Here is a 13,048-nt window from a genome sequence, read left to right on the forward strand (position 1 = left end):
CGCCTCGTCAGGGGCGGACGGCTCCGTGTCACCTGTCCCGGTCGCCCTTGTCCAGCCGGTCGCCCTTCTCCAGCCGGCCCCGCGAGCGCTCCGCCTCCCGCAGCCGCTGCTTCTCCGCCTTGCTCCGCTTGCGCTCCACACCGACGCCGCCCATCAGCGCGAAACCGGTGATCCGGACCCGGGGGGAATCCGGTGCCGGGATGCCCTCGTCCTTCGCGTTCTCCCCGAATCCGCCCATGATGCCGACGCCCCGGACCTCGACGTTCAGGTCCGGCGGGACCGTCACCTGCATACCGCCCATGACCGCGAAGCAGCGGATGACCACCTCGCGGTCCTCGAAGTTCGCCTCGCGCAGATCGATCTCACCGCCGCCCCACATCGCGAACGCGGTGAACTTCCGGCCCACCGTCCAGTTGCCCCGGCGGCGGAACCCGCCCCAGAACGCGAAGGCGCCGCCCGATGTCGCGGGCTTGCCCACCCGCTCCGACCAGCGGGCCATCGAACCGGTCCTGGACTGCCCCGCGGCCACCGGCGTCACCGCGGCACCGACGGCCGGAAGGTCGCGGACGATCGGTTCCAGCTCCCCGTGCGTGCGGGCCCTGTAGGTGGCGTCGAGACGCTGGTCGAACTCCTCCATCTCCAGCCGGCCCTCCGCCACCGCCTCGCGCAGGATCTCGGCGATGCGTTCACGCTCGGCGTCGGAGGCACGCATTTCGGGAAGTTCACTAGTCATACCGCGCAGCCTATTGAACGCGCGGGCCTCCGTCACCGACCCATGGGCCCGTGCCCGACGCGTACATCTTCGCGATCACGGCCTCGATGTCCGGCTCCCGCACCGAAAGATCCACCATCGGGTACTCCGCGGCGATCCGCGCCACCAGCGGCGCCGCCGACGCGGACGCCGGGAACGCCAGCCACTGCCGCGGCCCCTCCACCTTCACCGTACGCACCCCGGGCTCCGACTCCAGCCGGATCGGCGGGAGTTCACGCTCCAGGTCGACCATCAGCGTCCGCTCGCTCTCCCCCACCTCGTGCAGACCGGACAGCGCCCCGTCGTACATCAGACGGCCGTGGTCGATCACCATCACCCGCTTGCACAACTGCTCGATGTCCGTCAGGTCATGGGTCGTGAGCAGCACCGTCGTACCGTGCTCCGCGTTCAAGTCCCGCAGGAATCCACGCACCTTGGCCTTCGACACCACATCGAGGCCGATCGTCGGCTCGTCGAGGTACAGCACCTCCGGATCGTGCAGCAGCGCCGCCGCGATGTCCCCGCGCATCCGCTGCCCCAGCGAGAGCTGCCGCACCGGGACGTCCAACAGGTCCTTCAGATCGAGGAGTTCGATACAACGGTCCATGTTGGCCCGGAAGCGGGCGTCGGGGACCCGGTACATCCGGTGGACCAGCCGGTACGAGTCGCGCAGCGGCAGGTCCCACCAGAGCGTGGTGCGCTGCCCGAAGACCACACCGATCCGGTGCGCCAGCCTCGTACGCTCCCGGGAGGGATCGATGCCCGCCACCCGCAGCGAACCGCCGCTCGGGGTGAGGATGCCCGTCAGCATCTTGATCGTCGTCGACTTCCCCGCCCCGTTCGGGCCGATGTAGCCGACCATCTCACCGCGCGCCACCCGGAAGCTGATGCCGTCGACGGCCCGCACCTCACGGCGCTCGCCGCGCAGGAAACCCGTCCGGCGGCGGACCTCGAAGACCTTCTCCAGCCCGTTCAGCTCGATGAAACCGCTGTCGGTGCCGGTGCTGCTGCCGGCGGCACTCCCGATGCCACTACCGCTGCTGTTGCCCGCGCCCATGCCCGTTGCCCCGTCCCGCTCGCTGTCCGTCAACTTCCCGTACTCCGGTACGACCGCAGACCCGCGCGCCACGCAAGGCCCGCGACCGCCCAGCACCCGGCCGCCACCACCGGCGGCAGGAACGCCACCCACTGCGGCAGGCCCAGCGGATACTCCCGGCCCAGCACGTACAGCGCCGGCAGCCAGTTCACGAACGCCAGCGGCACGACGAACGTCACCCCGCGCACCAGGTCCTTCGCGAAGACCGTCGGCGGGTACTGGAGCAGCGTGTTGCCCCCGTACGTGAAGGAGTTCTGCACCTCGGAGGCGTCCTGCGCGAAGAACTGGAACGCCGCCCCGACCACGAACACCGCCCCGAAGATCGCCGCCCCGCTCAGCAGCATCAGCGGCACCGTCACCACCTTCAGAACCGTCCACTCGATGTCCAGGGTCACCAGCGCGTAGCCGAGCACCAGCAGCCCCTGCGTGATCCGCCCGAGCCGGCGCAGCGCGAACCGGTCCGCCGCCACCTGCGCGATCACCGGAACCGGCCGCACCAGCAGCGTGTCCAGCGTCCCGTCCCGCACCCGCCGGCCCAGCCGGTCCATCGACCCCATCGCCAGATCCGCCAGGCCGAACGCCGTCCCCGCGGCCCCGTACAACAGGGCGATCTCCGGCAGCGTGTAACCACCCAGCACGTCCACGTGCGAGAACATCAGCATGATCGCGACGAAGTCGAACGCCGTCGCCGCGAAATTACCGACCGCCGTCATCACGAACGACGCCCGGTACGCCATCGTCGAGCGCAGCCACATCGCCGCGATCAGCCCGTACGCCCGGAACCCCTCGGCCACCCGCGAGCGCGGCGCGAACACCACCGCGGGCCCGCCCTCCGCATCCACCGCCACCGCCACCGGCTCAGCCACCCTGGACCACCACCCTCCGCGTCGCCGCCGACTGCAACAGCCGCCCCGCCAGCAGCAACACCAGCGCCCAGCCCGCCTGGAAGCCGTACGCCCGCACCAGCCCCCACCCCGTGTGCCTGCCCAGGAACACATCGGCCGGCACCTGGAGCAGCGCCGACCACGGCAGCGCCTGCGCCACCTCGCCCAGCAGCCCCGGGAACAGGTTCAGCGGCAGCAGCAGCCCCGAGAAGAACATCCCCGCCAGGAACGCGATCTGCGCCGCGCCCGCCCCGTCCATCAGCCAGAACGCGGACAGTGCGACCAGATAGCGGATCGCGAAACTCACCACGACCCCCAGCGCCACCGCGACCAGGAACGCCGGCCAGATCCCCGGCGACGTGGGCAGCGCCAGATCGAAGGCGAGCGAACCCAGCAGCATCGGCACGATGCCGCGCCCCAGCAGATGGAACGCCGCGCGCCCCAGATCCCCCGCCATCCACCACAGTTGGAGATCGACCGGCCGGTAGAGATCGACCGCGACGTCCCCGGTCCGGATCCGCTCGATCAGCTCGTCCTCGAAACCGCCGCCCATCATCGAACACGTCATCAGCAGCGCCTGGCCCAGCCACACGTACGTGAGCGCCTGCGACATGTCGTAACCACCGAGCTCTGGACGCTCGTCCCACAGCGCGGTGTACGTGTACGCCATGATGAAACCGAAGACGGTGTTGGTGAACACCCCCGCAACCGTCGCGATCCGGTACGTGGCATAGCGCCGGAACCCGCCCGCCGCCACCACCGCATAGAGCCGCACAGCATTCCACCCCCGGCACTCGGGCGCCACATCGGCCGTGGACACCAAAGCGCACGAGCCTAGTGCAGCCGGGGCGGCCGCCGCGACCGCTTTTCGGGGGTCGATCCGGTGCTTATTACGGAGAAAAGTGCACTATGGGGGAACTGACCTCGGCCGAGGAGTCTGCACCGACATGAGCGACGAGCCACAGCAGCGGAGCGGGGACCCCGACCCCCGGGGCTGGAACCCCAGAGACCTGCCTGCCGACGCCACCGCCGCAGAGCAGCGCGCCCCGGCCACGGACACCACCACCGGCAAGAAGCAGAAGAAGCCCAAACGCCCCAAGCGCAAGGGCTGGCGCCGCGCCCTGCCCACCTGGCGGATGGTGCTCGGCGGCATCCTCCTCCTCGCCCTGGTCCTGATCGGCGGCTTCATCGCCGGGTACCAGCTCGTCGACATCCCCTCCGCCAACGCCAGCGCCACCGCCCAGTCCAACGTCTACCTCTACGAGGACGGCAGCGTCCTCGCCCGCGACGGCGAGATCAACCGGGAGAGCATCAGACTCGCCCAGGTCCCCCGCACCGTCCAGCACGCGGTCCTCGCCGCGGAGGACCGCGACTTCTACTCCGAACGCGCCGTCGACATCAAGGCGATGTTCCGGGCCGGCTGGAACACCCTCACCGGCAAGGGCACACAGGGCGGCTCGACCATCACCCAGCAGTACGTCAAGAACTACTACCTGGGCCAGGAACAGACCGTCGGCCGCAAGATCAAGGAATTCTTCATCGCGATCAAGCTCAACCGCGAGGAATCCAAGAACCAGATCTTCGAGGGCTACCTCAACACCAGCTACTTCGGCCGCAACGCCTACGGCATCCAGGCCGCCGCCCAGGCCTACTACAGCAAGGACGTCGGCGCCGTCACCACCGCCGAGGGCGCCTACCTCGCCTCCCTGCTCAACGCGCCCAGCGCCTACGACGTCGTCACCCACCCCGAGAACAAGGCCGCGGCCGTCGCCCGCTGGAACTACGTACTCGACGGCATGGTCAAGGAGGACTGGCTCGGCGCCGGCCAACGCGCCGCCATGACCTTCCCCGTCCCCGGCCGGGTCAAGCCCGCCAACAGCCTCTCCGGCCAACGCGGCTACCTCATCCAGGCCGTCGAGGACTACCTCGTCCGCAACGACATCCTCGACGAGAAGACCCTCGCCACCCGCGGCTACCGGATCACCACCACACTGCAGCGGAAGAAGCAGGACGCCCTCGTCGAAGCCGTCGACGACAACGTCATGTCCAAGACGAGCGAGCAGCGCGCGGGCGACCGCGACGTCCGCGTCGGCGGCGCCTCCATCGACCCCGCGACCGGCCACGTCGTCGCCATGTACGGCGGCATCGACTACACCAAGCAGTACGTGAACAACGCGACCCGCACCGACTACCAGGTCGGCTCCACCTTCAAACCGTTCGTCTTCACCTCGGCCGTCGCCAACCGCTCCACCACCCAGGACGGCCGGCGCATCACCCCCGACACCGTCTACGACGGCACCAACAAACGCATGGTCCAGGGCCCCGACGGCCCCACCGGATACGCCCCGTCCAACGAGGACGACGTCAGCTACGGGCCGGTCACCGTCCGCACCGCCACCGACAAGTCCATCAACGCCGTCTACGCCCAGATGGCCGAGGACGTCGGCCCCGGAAAGGTCCGGCAGACCGCCGTGGACCTCGGCATCCCCAAGGACACCCCCGACCTCACGGCATCCCCCTCGATCGCGCTCGGCCCCGCCACCGCCAGCGTCCTCGACATGACCGACGCCTACGCCACCCTCGCCGCCCACGGCAAGCACGGCGCCCACACCCTCGTCGTCAAGGTCACCAAGGACGGCACGGCCGTCAAGCTCCCCGGCCGCAGCACCAAGCAGGCCGTCGACCGCCAGGCGGCCGACACCACCACGTCGATCCTCCGGAGCGTCGTCGACGGCGGCACCGGAACCGCCGCGCGGGCCTCCGGCCGCCCCGCCGCCGGCAAGACCGGCACCGCGGAGGAGGACAAGGCCGCCTGGTTCGCCGGCTACACCCCGAACCTCGCCACCGTCATCGCCGTCATGGGCCAGGACCCCACCACCGGCGTACAGAAACCGCTCTACAACACCCTCGGACTGCCCCGCATCAACGGCGGCGGCGCCCCCGCGGAGACCTGGGCCCAGTACACCGGCGCCGCCCTGCGCGGCACCCCCGTCAAGAACTTCGACCTCGATCTGGAGAGCGGCACCGACGACACCGAACTGCCCGGCGAGGAGAGCACCGCACCCGGCAACAGCACCGGGCAGCCGACCCGGTCACCCTCCAGCACCGCCCCCGGCACCCCCTCCACCACCCCGCCCACCACCCCGTCCGCCCCGGACAGCCCACCTGCCACCACCGGCACCCCCACCGGCGGCACCGACACCGGGGGCGGCACCGACGGCAGTACGGGCGGGGAGACGAACGGCGGCACCGACGGCGGCACCGACACCGGGGGCGGCGACAGCGGTGGAGGGGACAACGGCGGCACCAACGGCGGGCTCCTCGAAGGCGCCCGCGGCACCCGCGCCCCGGGCCGCCCGTAAAGGCGCACCCCCACAAGCGGCCCGGGGCGGGCACGGCCGCCCCGGCCCGTCAGTGACCCGAAGTCGCCTTCAGACCCACGACGGCCACCAGCAGCAGACACACGAAGAAGATCCGGGCCGCCGTCACCGGCTCATGCAGCACCACCATGCCCAGCACCGCCGCACCCGCCGCACCGATGCCCACCCACACCCCGTAGGCCGTACCGATGGGCAGCGTCCGCGCCGCCTGGGACAGCAACACCATGCTCGCGACGATCCCGAGCCCCGTGAACACACTCGGCCACAACCGGGTGAACCCCTCGGTGTACTTCATCCCGATCGACCAGGCCACTTCCAGCAGACCGGCGACCAGCAACAGAACCCACGCCATGACAGCACCTCCGACGACACAGATACACGTGAGAAAACGGGGTGCGTCGTCTTTGCGAAACCCGGTACGGCGCGTCTCGTCGGGGTCCCACCACCGTAGCAAAGAACATGCAAAAGGCCTGGTGACAACGGTCACCAGGCCAGATCACCACGGTCACGGCAACGACGAACGAGAGGCACCGCCGGACCACAGGGCGCCGGAGCCGACGGACTACAGGTACAGCCCCGTCGAATCCACCGAGCCCTCGAACCGGTCCGCGGCCACCGCATGCAGATCCCGCTCCCGCATCAGCACGTACGCCACCCCCCGCACCTCGACCTCGGCACGGTCCTCCGGGTCGTACAGCACCCGGTCCCCCGGCTCCACCGTCCGCACGTTCTGACCCACCGCGACCACCACGGCCCACGCCAGCCGGCGACCGACCGCAGCCGTCGCCGGGATCAGAATGCCCCCGCCGGAACGCCGCTCGCCCTCGGGCGAATCGGACCGGACCAGCACACGGTCATGCAGCATCCGGATGGGCAGCTTGTCGTCCGCGTTCTCGCTCACGCCCCGCAACCTACCTGGCCGACCCACCACCGCACGCCCGAGGGGGCACCCCGCGACACGCGACGGCTACTTCCTTCGCCGCCGCGCCGACACGGTGAGCAGACCCACCACGCCCACCGCGAGCAGCGCCACCGGGATCACCCGCTCCAGCCGCGGCGCGCCGTCCTCCGTCACGAACTGGGCCCGCACGTCCGACACCGTCCGGTTCACCGCGACGAACGCCCGCCCGGCCGTCCGGTCCACGGCCTCCGCGGCCTTCGCCTTCGCATCACCAATGATCGTCTTCGGGTGCACCCGCACCCCGATCTCATCGAGCACCACCGCGAGCTGCTCACGCCTGGTGATGATGTCCGCCTCGATCTGCGCAGGGCTCCTGGCATCCGACACTGCGCCGCCTCCGTGGTCCTCGTCCGGTAAACCTTCATCGACAGTCTGTCAGCTCGACCGCTCCCGCACCCGGCGGCACCCCTATTACTCTCGGTCCCGTACACCCCACGTACCAACGAGGAGAACCATGAGCGAGCGACTCCAGCCCGGCGACACCGCCCCCGCCTTCACCCTTCCCGACGCCGACGGCAAGGACATCGCGCTCGCCGACCACAAGGGCCGCAAAGTCATCGTCTACTTCTACCCCGCCGCCCTCACCCCCGGCTGCACCAAGCAGGCCTGCGACTTCACCGACAACCTCGACCTCCTGGCCGGCGCCGGATACGACGTCATCGGCGTCTCCCCCGACAAGCCCGAGAAGCTCGCCAAGTTCCGCGAGAAGGAGAACCTCAAGGTCACCCTCGTCGGCGACCCGTCCAAGGAAACCCTGGAGGCCTACGGCGCCTTCGGCGAGAAGAAGCTCTACGGCAAAACGGTGACGGGCGTCATCCGCTCCACGATCGTCGTCGACGAACAGGGCAAGGTCGAGCACGCGTTCTACAACGTCAAGGCCACCGGCCACGTCGCCAAGATCATCAGGGACCTCGGCATCTGACCACCACAGATTGGGCCGAATGGCCGAAAAAATGTGATGGACATCCCAATCTCTCGCCGATTCGGTTTGCGACCGCCATGACCGCGCAGAAGCCTTCCCTGGAACACCCACCGAGGAAAGGACCCGGCCATGGCGGCCTCCGACCCCCACCAGGCGGCCGATCCCGAAGCGGTCAAACGCCACCCCGCTCTCTTCCGGGCCATCCGCAAGCGCAAGAACCCGAAGCTGCGCCGGACGGACATCACCGTCACGGACGACCAGGCCGTCAAGCGAGCCGTCAAGGCCGCCTCGCTCGGCAACGCCATGGAGTGGTTCGACTTCGGCATCTACTCCTACATGGCCGCCACCCTGGGGCACGTCTTCTTCCCGTCGGGGAGCGACACCACCCAGCTCCTCTCCTCCTTCGCGACCTTCGCCGTCGCCTTCCTCGTCCGCCCCCTCGGTGGCATGTTCTTCGGCCCCATGGGCGACAAGGTCGGCCGCAAGAAGATCCTCGCCCTCACCATGATCATGATGGCGATCGGCACCTTCGCGATCGGGCTCATCCCCTCCCACGGCTCCATCGGCGTATGGGCCCCGATCCTGCTCATCTTCTTCCGGATGCTCCAGGGCTTCTCGACCGGCGGCGAGTACGGCGGCGCCTCCACCTTCATCGCCGAGTACGCCCCCGACAAGCGACGCGGCTACTTCGGCAGCTTCCTCGAATTCGGCACCCTCGCCGGCTACGTCGGAGCCTCGGGACTGGTCACCCTGCTCTACGCGCTCCTGGACACCGGACAGATGGAGACCTGGGGCTGGCGCATCCCCTTCCTCGTCGCCGGCCCGCTCGGCCTCGTCGGCCTCTACCTGCGGCTGCGCCTCGACGAGACCCCGGCCTTCCAGAAGCTGGAGGGCGGCACGGCACACGCCTCCGAAGCGGCGGACGGCGTCGAGACGAGCGCCAAGGGCGACCTCGCCAAGATCTTCCGCGACTACTGGCCGACGCTGATCCTCTGCATCTGCCTGGTCGGCGCGTACAACATCACCGACTACATGCTGCTGTCGTACATGCCGACGTACCTCTCCGACGAGCTCGGCTACAGCGAGACCCACGGACTGCTCATCCTGCTCGGCGTCATGGTCTTCCTGATGCTGATCATCAGCCAGGTCGGCAAGCTCTCCGACCGCTTCGGCCGCAAGCCGCTCCTGATGACGGGCATGCTCGGCTTCCTGGTCCTCTCCCTCCCCGCCTTCCTGCTCATCCGGCAGGGCAGCATCCCGGCCGTCACCATCGGCATGCTGATGCTGGGCCTCTCCCTGGTCTGCATGCTCGGCACCATGTCCGCCGCCCTCCCGGCCCTGTTCCCCACCCAGGTCCGCTACGGCTCCCTGTCGGTGGGCTACAACCTGTCGGCGTCGATCTTCGGCGGTACGACCCCGTTCGTCATCACGGCCCTGATCAGCGTGTCCGGCACCAACCTGATGCCGGCGTACTACGCGATGGGCGCGGCCGTGGTCGGCGTGATCGCCGTGGCCTGCATGAAGGAGACGGCGAACAAGCCCCTGGACGGCTCGCCGCCCTCGGTGGAGACGACCGAGGAAGCGGAGGAACTGGTCGCGAACCAGACACCGGACCCGAAGTTCTGATCCCGTTCCCCGGGGAGCGCGCCTCACGGATGGCCCGCTTCGCTTCAGCCGTCGCTGAAGCGGGGCGGGTCATTCCGCATCTTGTCGGATATCGGACGTGTCCCTCCGATAAACGGTTCGTTGTTCCGTACGAGGCTGCGAACGCGCGGCCGGATGCGGCAAGGGAGGACCATGTCTGACGTCTACGAACCGGGGAGGCTCGCCGCCGCCGTCGCCGAGTCCCGGAACTGGACAGATCTGATGCGCCGGCTCGGGCTCAGGAAGAACGGCGGCCAGCGGCGCGTGCTGCAGGAGAAGGTGGCCGGACACCGTCTGGACACAGCCCACTTCAAGCAGCGCAGCCCGTGGCGAAAGTACCCGGACGCGGCCATCGCGGCCGCCGTCGCGTCATCCTCGTCACTGCGCGAGGTCGTCACCAAGCTCGGTGCGCCACCAGCCAGTGGCACGCTCTCCCACCTGAGCCGCCGCATCGCAGCCGCGGGAATCGATGTCAGCCACTTCCCTGGCATGAACCGTCCGCACATGGATCTGATGTTCACCCCGGAGGAGCTGGAGACGGCCGCGCGCACCGCCGACAGCATCCGCGGAGTGGCACGAAACCTTGGAGTGGGCGACGACAGTCAGTCACGCTCAGCGCTGGCGCGCCTGCTACGCAGGAGAGGGATCGATACCGGACACTTCCGCAACGCACGCCTCTCGATTCCGGAGGACATCCTGCGGGACGCAGTTCCGCGAGCCACCAGTTACGCGGACGTCATGCGCGCACTCGGTCTTGAGGTCAAGGACACGAACCACCGACGCGTACGGCGCAAGGTTCTTCAGCTGAAGCTCGACACGAGCCACTTCACGCGACGCCCTTGGGCTTCGGTTCAGGTGCGCGAGCCCAAGGCCATCGCACCGACGACCTTGGTGATCAGACCGCAGGGGTCGGTCCGTACGAACCGGGAGCGGCTTCACCGCGCCCTGCGGGAGATCGGAGTCGCGTACCGCTGCGAGTCCTGCGGCAATCGGGGCAAGTGGCTGAGGCAGTCCTTCACGCTTCAGATCGATCACATCAACGGTGACTGGCTCGACAACCGAGCCGAGAACCTTCGCTACCTCTGCCCCAACTGCCACGCGCTCACAGAAACCTGGTGCCGGAAGAAGACCGGCGGCTCCGAGTCGCCGCGCAGCGACCTCTCTATGCCACGAACACCCCGGCCCGCTACGATGGATTTGGGTATGCGGCCGTAGCCCAACTGGTATCGGCGGGTGTTTTAGGGGCATCTGGGAGAAATCCTGTGTGGGTTCGAATCCCACCGGCCGCACGGATCCATATCTGAGGGCCCGGTTCGCGTTGACGCGAACCGGGCCCTCAGCGTTTCAGCGAGCTCACCCCACAAGCTCCCGCACCACCGGCACCAGTGCCCGGAACGCCAGACCGCGGTGGCTGATCGCGTTCTTCTCCGCCGGGGTCAGCTCCGCACAGGTCCGGGTCTCGCCCTCCGGCTGGAGGATCGGGTCGTAGCCGAAGCCGTGGGTGCCGGACGGGGTGTGGCGCAGGGTGCCCAGGAGGCGGCCCTCGACCACGCGTTCCGTGCCGTCGGGGAGCGCGAGGGCGGCGGCGCAGGCGAAGTGGGCGGCGCGGTGGGGTGCGTCGATGTCGGAGAGCTGGGCCAGGAGCAGGTCCAGGTTGGCCCGGTCGTCGCCGTGGGTGCCGGCCCAGCGGGCCGAGAAGATGCCGGGGGCGCCGCCGAGCACGTCGACGCAGAGGCCGGAGTCGTCGGCGATGGCGGGGTGGCCGGTGGCCTGTGCGAGGGCGTGGGCCTTGAGGAGGGCGTTCTCGGCGAAGGTGACGCCGGTTTCCTTGACGTCGGGGATCTCCGGGTACGTGTCCGCGCCGACGAGTTCGTGGGTGAGGCCTGCGTCGGCGAGGATCGCGTGGAGTTCGGTGATCTTCCCGGCGTTGCGGGTGGCGAGGATGAGGCGGGTCATGTCTCGATTATCGCCGCCCGTGCCGTCGGGGGTTACGGGGTGCAGACCTTGCCGATCTCCTTGGCCGCGTCGGTGACCGGGGTGATGTCGGGAGTCTCGTCGCCCTTGTCGATGGAGTCACGCACGTTGCCGACGCCGTCCCTGAGGTCGCCGACGGCCTTGCCGAGGTCGGCGTTGTCGGTCTTGTCGCCGAGGTGCCCGAGTTCCTTCTCGATGTCGTCGAGGGCTTCGGAGGCCTGAGCGGGGTCGTTCGAGGCGTTGGAGACGGCCTGCTGGAGGTTGTCCACGCTGGTGGCGATGGCGTCGGCGGTCTGTACGCAGTCGATCGCCTTGTCGAGGGCGCCGCAGCCGGCTGCGGCGGTGGCGGTGAGCAGTGCGGTGGTGATGGCCAGTGCGGTGCGGTGGCGTCGGTGGCGCGCGGCCATGGTGTGCCCTCCCCGGGTGCGGATACGCGGACGGGCGCACGGTTCGACCCGTGCGCCCGTACTCGTATCGACGCTGTGGGGTGGGTACTTGGTTGCCTCTTTACCCGGCCCCGCGCCCGTGCCAACGCGCTCGTCAGGCGCCGAGGGTGCGGGTGAGGGCGTCGTTCTGGAACGTGGTGAGGTCGACGCAGCCCGCGGTGGCGAGGTCGAGGAGGGCGTTGAGTTCGTTGCGGTCGAAGGGTTCGGCCTCGGCGGTTCCCTGGATCTCGACGAAGCGGCCGTCGCCGGTGCAGACGACGTTCATGTCGGTCTCGGCGCGGACGTCCTCCTCGTAGCAGAGGTCGAGGAGGGGGGTGCCGTCGACGATGCCGACGCTGATGGCGGAAACGGTGCCGGTCAGCGGCTTGCGGCCGTGCTTGATGATCTTCTTGGCCTGGCCCCAGGCGATGGCGTCGGCGAGGGCGACGTAGGCGCCGGTGATGGCGGCGGTGCGGGTGCCGCCGTCGGCCTGGAGGACGTCGCAGTCCAGGACGATGGTGTTCTCGCCGAGGGCCTTGTAGTCGATGACGGCGCGCAGGGAGCGGCCGATGAGGCGGCTGATCTCGTGCGTGCGGCCGCCGATCTTGCCGCGTACGGATTCGCGGTCGCCGCGGGTGTTGGTGGAGCGGGGCAGCATGGAGTACTCGGCGGTGACCCAGCCTTCGCCGCTGCCCTTGCGCCAGCGCGGGACGCCTTCGGTGACGGAGGCGGTGCAGAAGACTTTGGTGTCGCCGAAGGAGACGAGTACGGATCCTTCGGCGTGCTTGCTCCATCCGCGTTCGATGGTGACGGGGCGGAGCTGGTCGGGGGTGCGGCCGTCGATACGAGACATGGCGTCGACTTTATCGGGTGCGGGGAGTGGGCTGTTCCGGTGTGGGGAGTGGGCTGTTCCGGTGTGGGCGGGGGTGTCTGCCGGCGGGTGCGCCGCAGGCCCCGTCCTGGTGGGGGCGGGGCCTGCGGGGTGTCCGGGCCGGTGGGCCCGTACGGGTT

At 69.3% G+C, this 13,048-nt stretch carries 14 protein-coding genes, 1 tRNA gene and 1 riboswitch; of the genes, 5 read left to right on the forward strand and 10 right to left on the reverse strand.

Going from position 1 to position 13,048, the window contains the following annotated elements; translation table 11 throughout:
- Positions 1-28 precede the first annotated feature (28 nt).
- The 4 genes from ACIO3R_RS02815 to ACIO3R_RS02830 are packed head-to-tail and all read right to left on the reverse strand — an operon-like array spanning position 29 to position 3,506.
- The gene (locus ACIO3R_RS02815) at positions 29-733 is read right to left on the reverse strand and encodes a DUF1707 domain-containing protein (protein WP_402102636.1); all 705 of its coding nucleotides are present in this window, start codon (positions 731-733) and stop codon (positions 29-31) included.
- A gap of 10 nt (positions 734-743) precedes the next feature.
- Positions 744-1,808, reverse strand: coding sequence for an ATP-binding cassette domain-containing protein (locus ACIO3R_RS02820; protein ID WP_402102968.1), 1,065 nt, complete (start codon positions 1,806-1,808; stop codon positions 744-746).
- A gap of 29 nt (positions 1,809-1,837) precedes the next feature.
- The gene (locus ACIO3R_RS02825) at positions 1,838-2,713 is read right to left on the reverse strand and encodes an ABC transporter permease (RefSeq protein WP_385036267.1); all 876 of its coding nucleotides are present in this window, start codon (positions 2,711-2,713) and stop codon (positions 1,838-1,840) included.
- Positions 2,706-3,506, reverse strand: a complete 801-nt coding sequence (locus tag ACIO3R_RS02830; RefSeq protein WP_402102639.1) for an ABC transporter permease — start codon at positions 3,504-3,506, stop codon at positions 2,706-2,708. The genes ACIO3R_RS02825 and ACIO3R_RS02830 overlap by 8 nt, the downstream gene beginning before the upstream one ends.
- Before the next feature lie 172 nt (positions 3,507-3,678).
- On the opposite strand from ACIO3R_RS02830, the gene ACIO3R_RS02835 reads away from it, so the two are divergent.
- Complete coding sequence (locus tag ACIO3R_RS02835) at positions 3,679-6,093, forward strand: transglycosylase domain-containing protein (protein ID WP_402102641.1); 2,415 nt, start codon at positions 3,679-3,681, stop codon at positions 6,091-6,093.
- 49 nt (positions 6,094-6,142) lie between these two features.
- Here the strand turns inward: ACIO3R_RS02835 and ACIO3R_RS02840 are convergent, their stop codons facing one another.
- The 3 genes from ACIO3R_RS02840 to ACIO3R_RS02850 all read right to left on the reverse strand — a co-directional run bounded on the left by ACIO3R_RS02840 (position 6,143) and on the right by ACIO3R_RS02850 (position 7,399).
- Positions 6,143-6,463 (reverse strand): multidrug efflux SMR transporter, encoded by a 321-nt coding sequence (locus ACIO3R_RS02840; RefSeq protein ID WP_362965010.1) that lies wholly within the window; start codon positions 6,461-6,463, stop codon positions 6,143-6,145.
- A gap of 40 nt (positions 6,464-6,503) precedes the next feature.
- Positions 6,504-6,568: riboswitch (guanidine-III (ykkC-III) riboswitch) on the reverse strand.
- A gap of 105 nt (positions 6,569-6,673) precedes the next feature.
- The gene (locus ACIO3R_RS02845; protein WP_024491022.1) at positions 6,674-7,012 is read right to left on the reverse strand and encodes a co-chaperone GroES; all 339 of its coding nucleotides are present in this window, start codon (positions 7,010-7,012) and stop codon (positions 6,674-6,676) included.
- A 66-nt stretch (positions 7,013-7,078) separates the two neighbouring features.
- Positions 7,079-7,399 carry a DUF3618 domain-containing protein gene (locus ACIO3R_RS02850; RefSeq protein WP_385036270.1) on the reverse strand — a complete coding sequence of 107 codons (321 nt, stop codon included), beginning with the start codon at positions 7,397-7,399 and terminating at the stop codon, positions 7,079-7,081.
- Between the two features lie 127 nt (positions 7,400-7,526).
- Between ACIO3R_RS02850 and bcp the strand changes: the two genes are divergently transcribed.
- From bcp to ACIO3R_RS02870, 4 genes are all read left to right on the forward strand, one after another.
- Positions 7,527-7,994 (forward strand): thioredoxin-dependent thiol peroxidase, encoded by a 468-nt coding sequence (bcp, locus tag ACIO3R_RS02855; protein ID WP_363023154.1) that lies wholly within the window; start codon positions 7,527-7,529, stop codon positions 7,992-7,994.
- 129 nt (positions 7,995-8,123) lie between these two features.
- Positions 8,124-9,620: a glycine betaine/L-proline transporter ProP gene (proP, locus tag ACIO3R_RS02860; protein ID WP_385036271.1), complete on the forward strand. Its 1,497-nt coding sequence runs from the start codon at positions 8,124-8,126 to the stop codon at positions 9,618-9,620.
- A gap of 171 nt (positions 9,621-9,791) precedes the next feature.
- Entirely contained in the window at positions 9,792-10,853 is a 1,062-nt protein-coding gene (locus ACIO3R_RS02865; protein ID WP_402102647.1) for an HNH endonuclease signature motif containing protein, read from the forward strand.
- A tRNA-Leu gene (locus ACIO3R_RS02870) sits at positions 10,844-10,927 on the forward strand. The genes ACIO3R_RS02865 and ACIO3R_RS02870 overlap by 10 nt, the downstream gene beginning before the upstream one ends.
- A 64-nt stretch (positions 10,928-10,991) precedes the next feature.
- Here ACIO3R_RS02870 and rdgB read toward each other — a convergent pair.
- The 3 genes from rdgB to rph form a co-directional block, all read right to left on the reverse strand.
- Positions 10,992-11,594: an RdgB/HAM1 family non-canonical purine NTP pyrophosphatase gene (gene rdgB / locus ACIO3R_RS02875; RefSeq protein WP_385349411.1), complete on the reverse strand. Its 603-nt coding sequence runs from the start codon at positions 11,592-11,594 to the stop codon at positions 10,992-10,994.
- Between the two features lie 32 nt (positions 11,595-11,626).
- Positions 11,627-12,019, reverse strand: coding sequence for a hypothetical protein (locus tag ACIO3R_RS02880; protein ID WP_385349408.1), 393 nt, complete (start codon positions 12,017-12,019; stop codon positions 11,627-11,629).
- A gap of 133 nt (positions 12,020-12,152) precedes the next feature.
- The gene (gene rph / locus ACIO3R_RS02885; protein ID WP_385041425.1) at positions 12,153-12,890 is read right to left on the reverse strand and encodes a ribonuclease PH; all 738 of its coding nucleotides are present in this window, start codon (positions 12,888-12,890) and stop codon (positions 12,153-12,155) included.
- Positions 12,891-13,048: the final 158 nt, after the last annotated feature.

This window comes from Streptomyces sp. NPDC087428 (assembly GCF_044744085.1).
Lineage (GTDB): Bacteria > Actinomycetota > Actinomycetes > Streptomycetales > Streptomycetaceae > Streptomyces.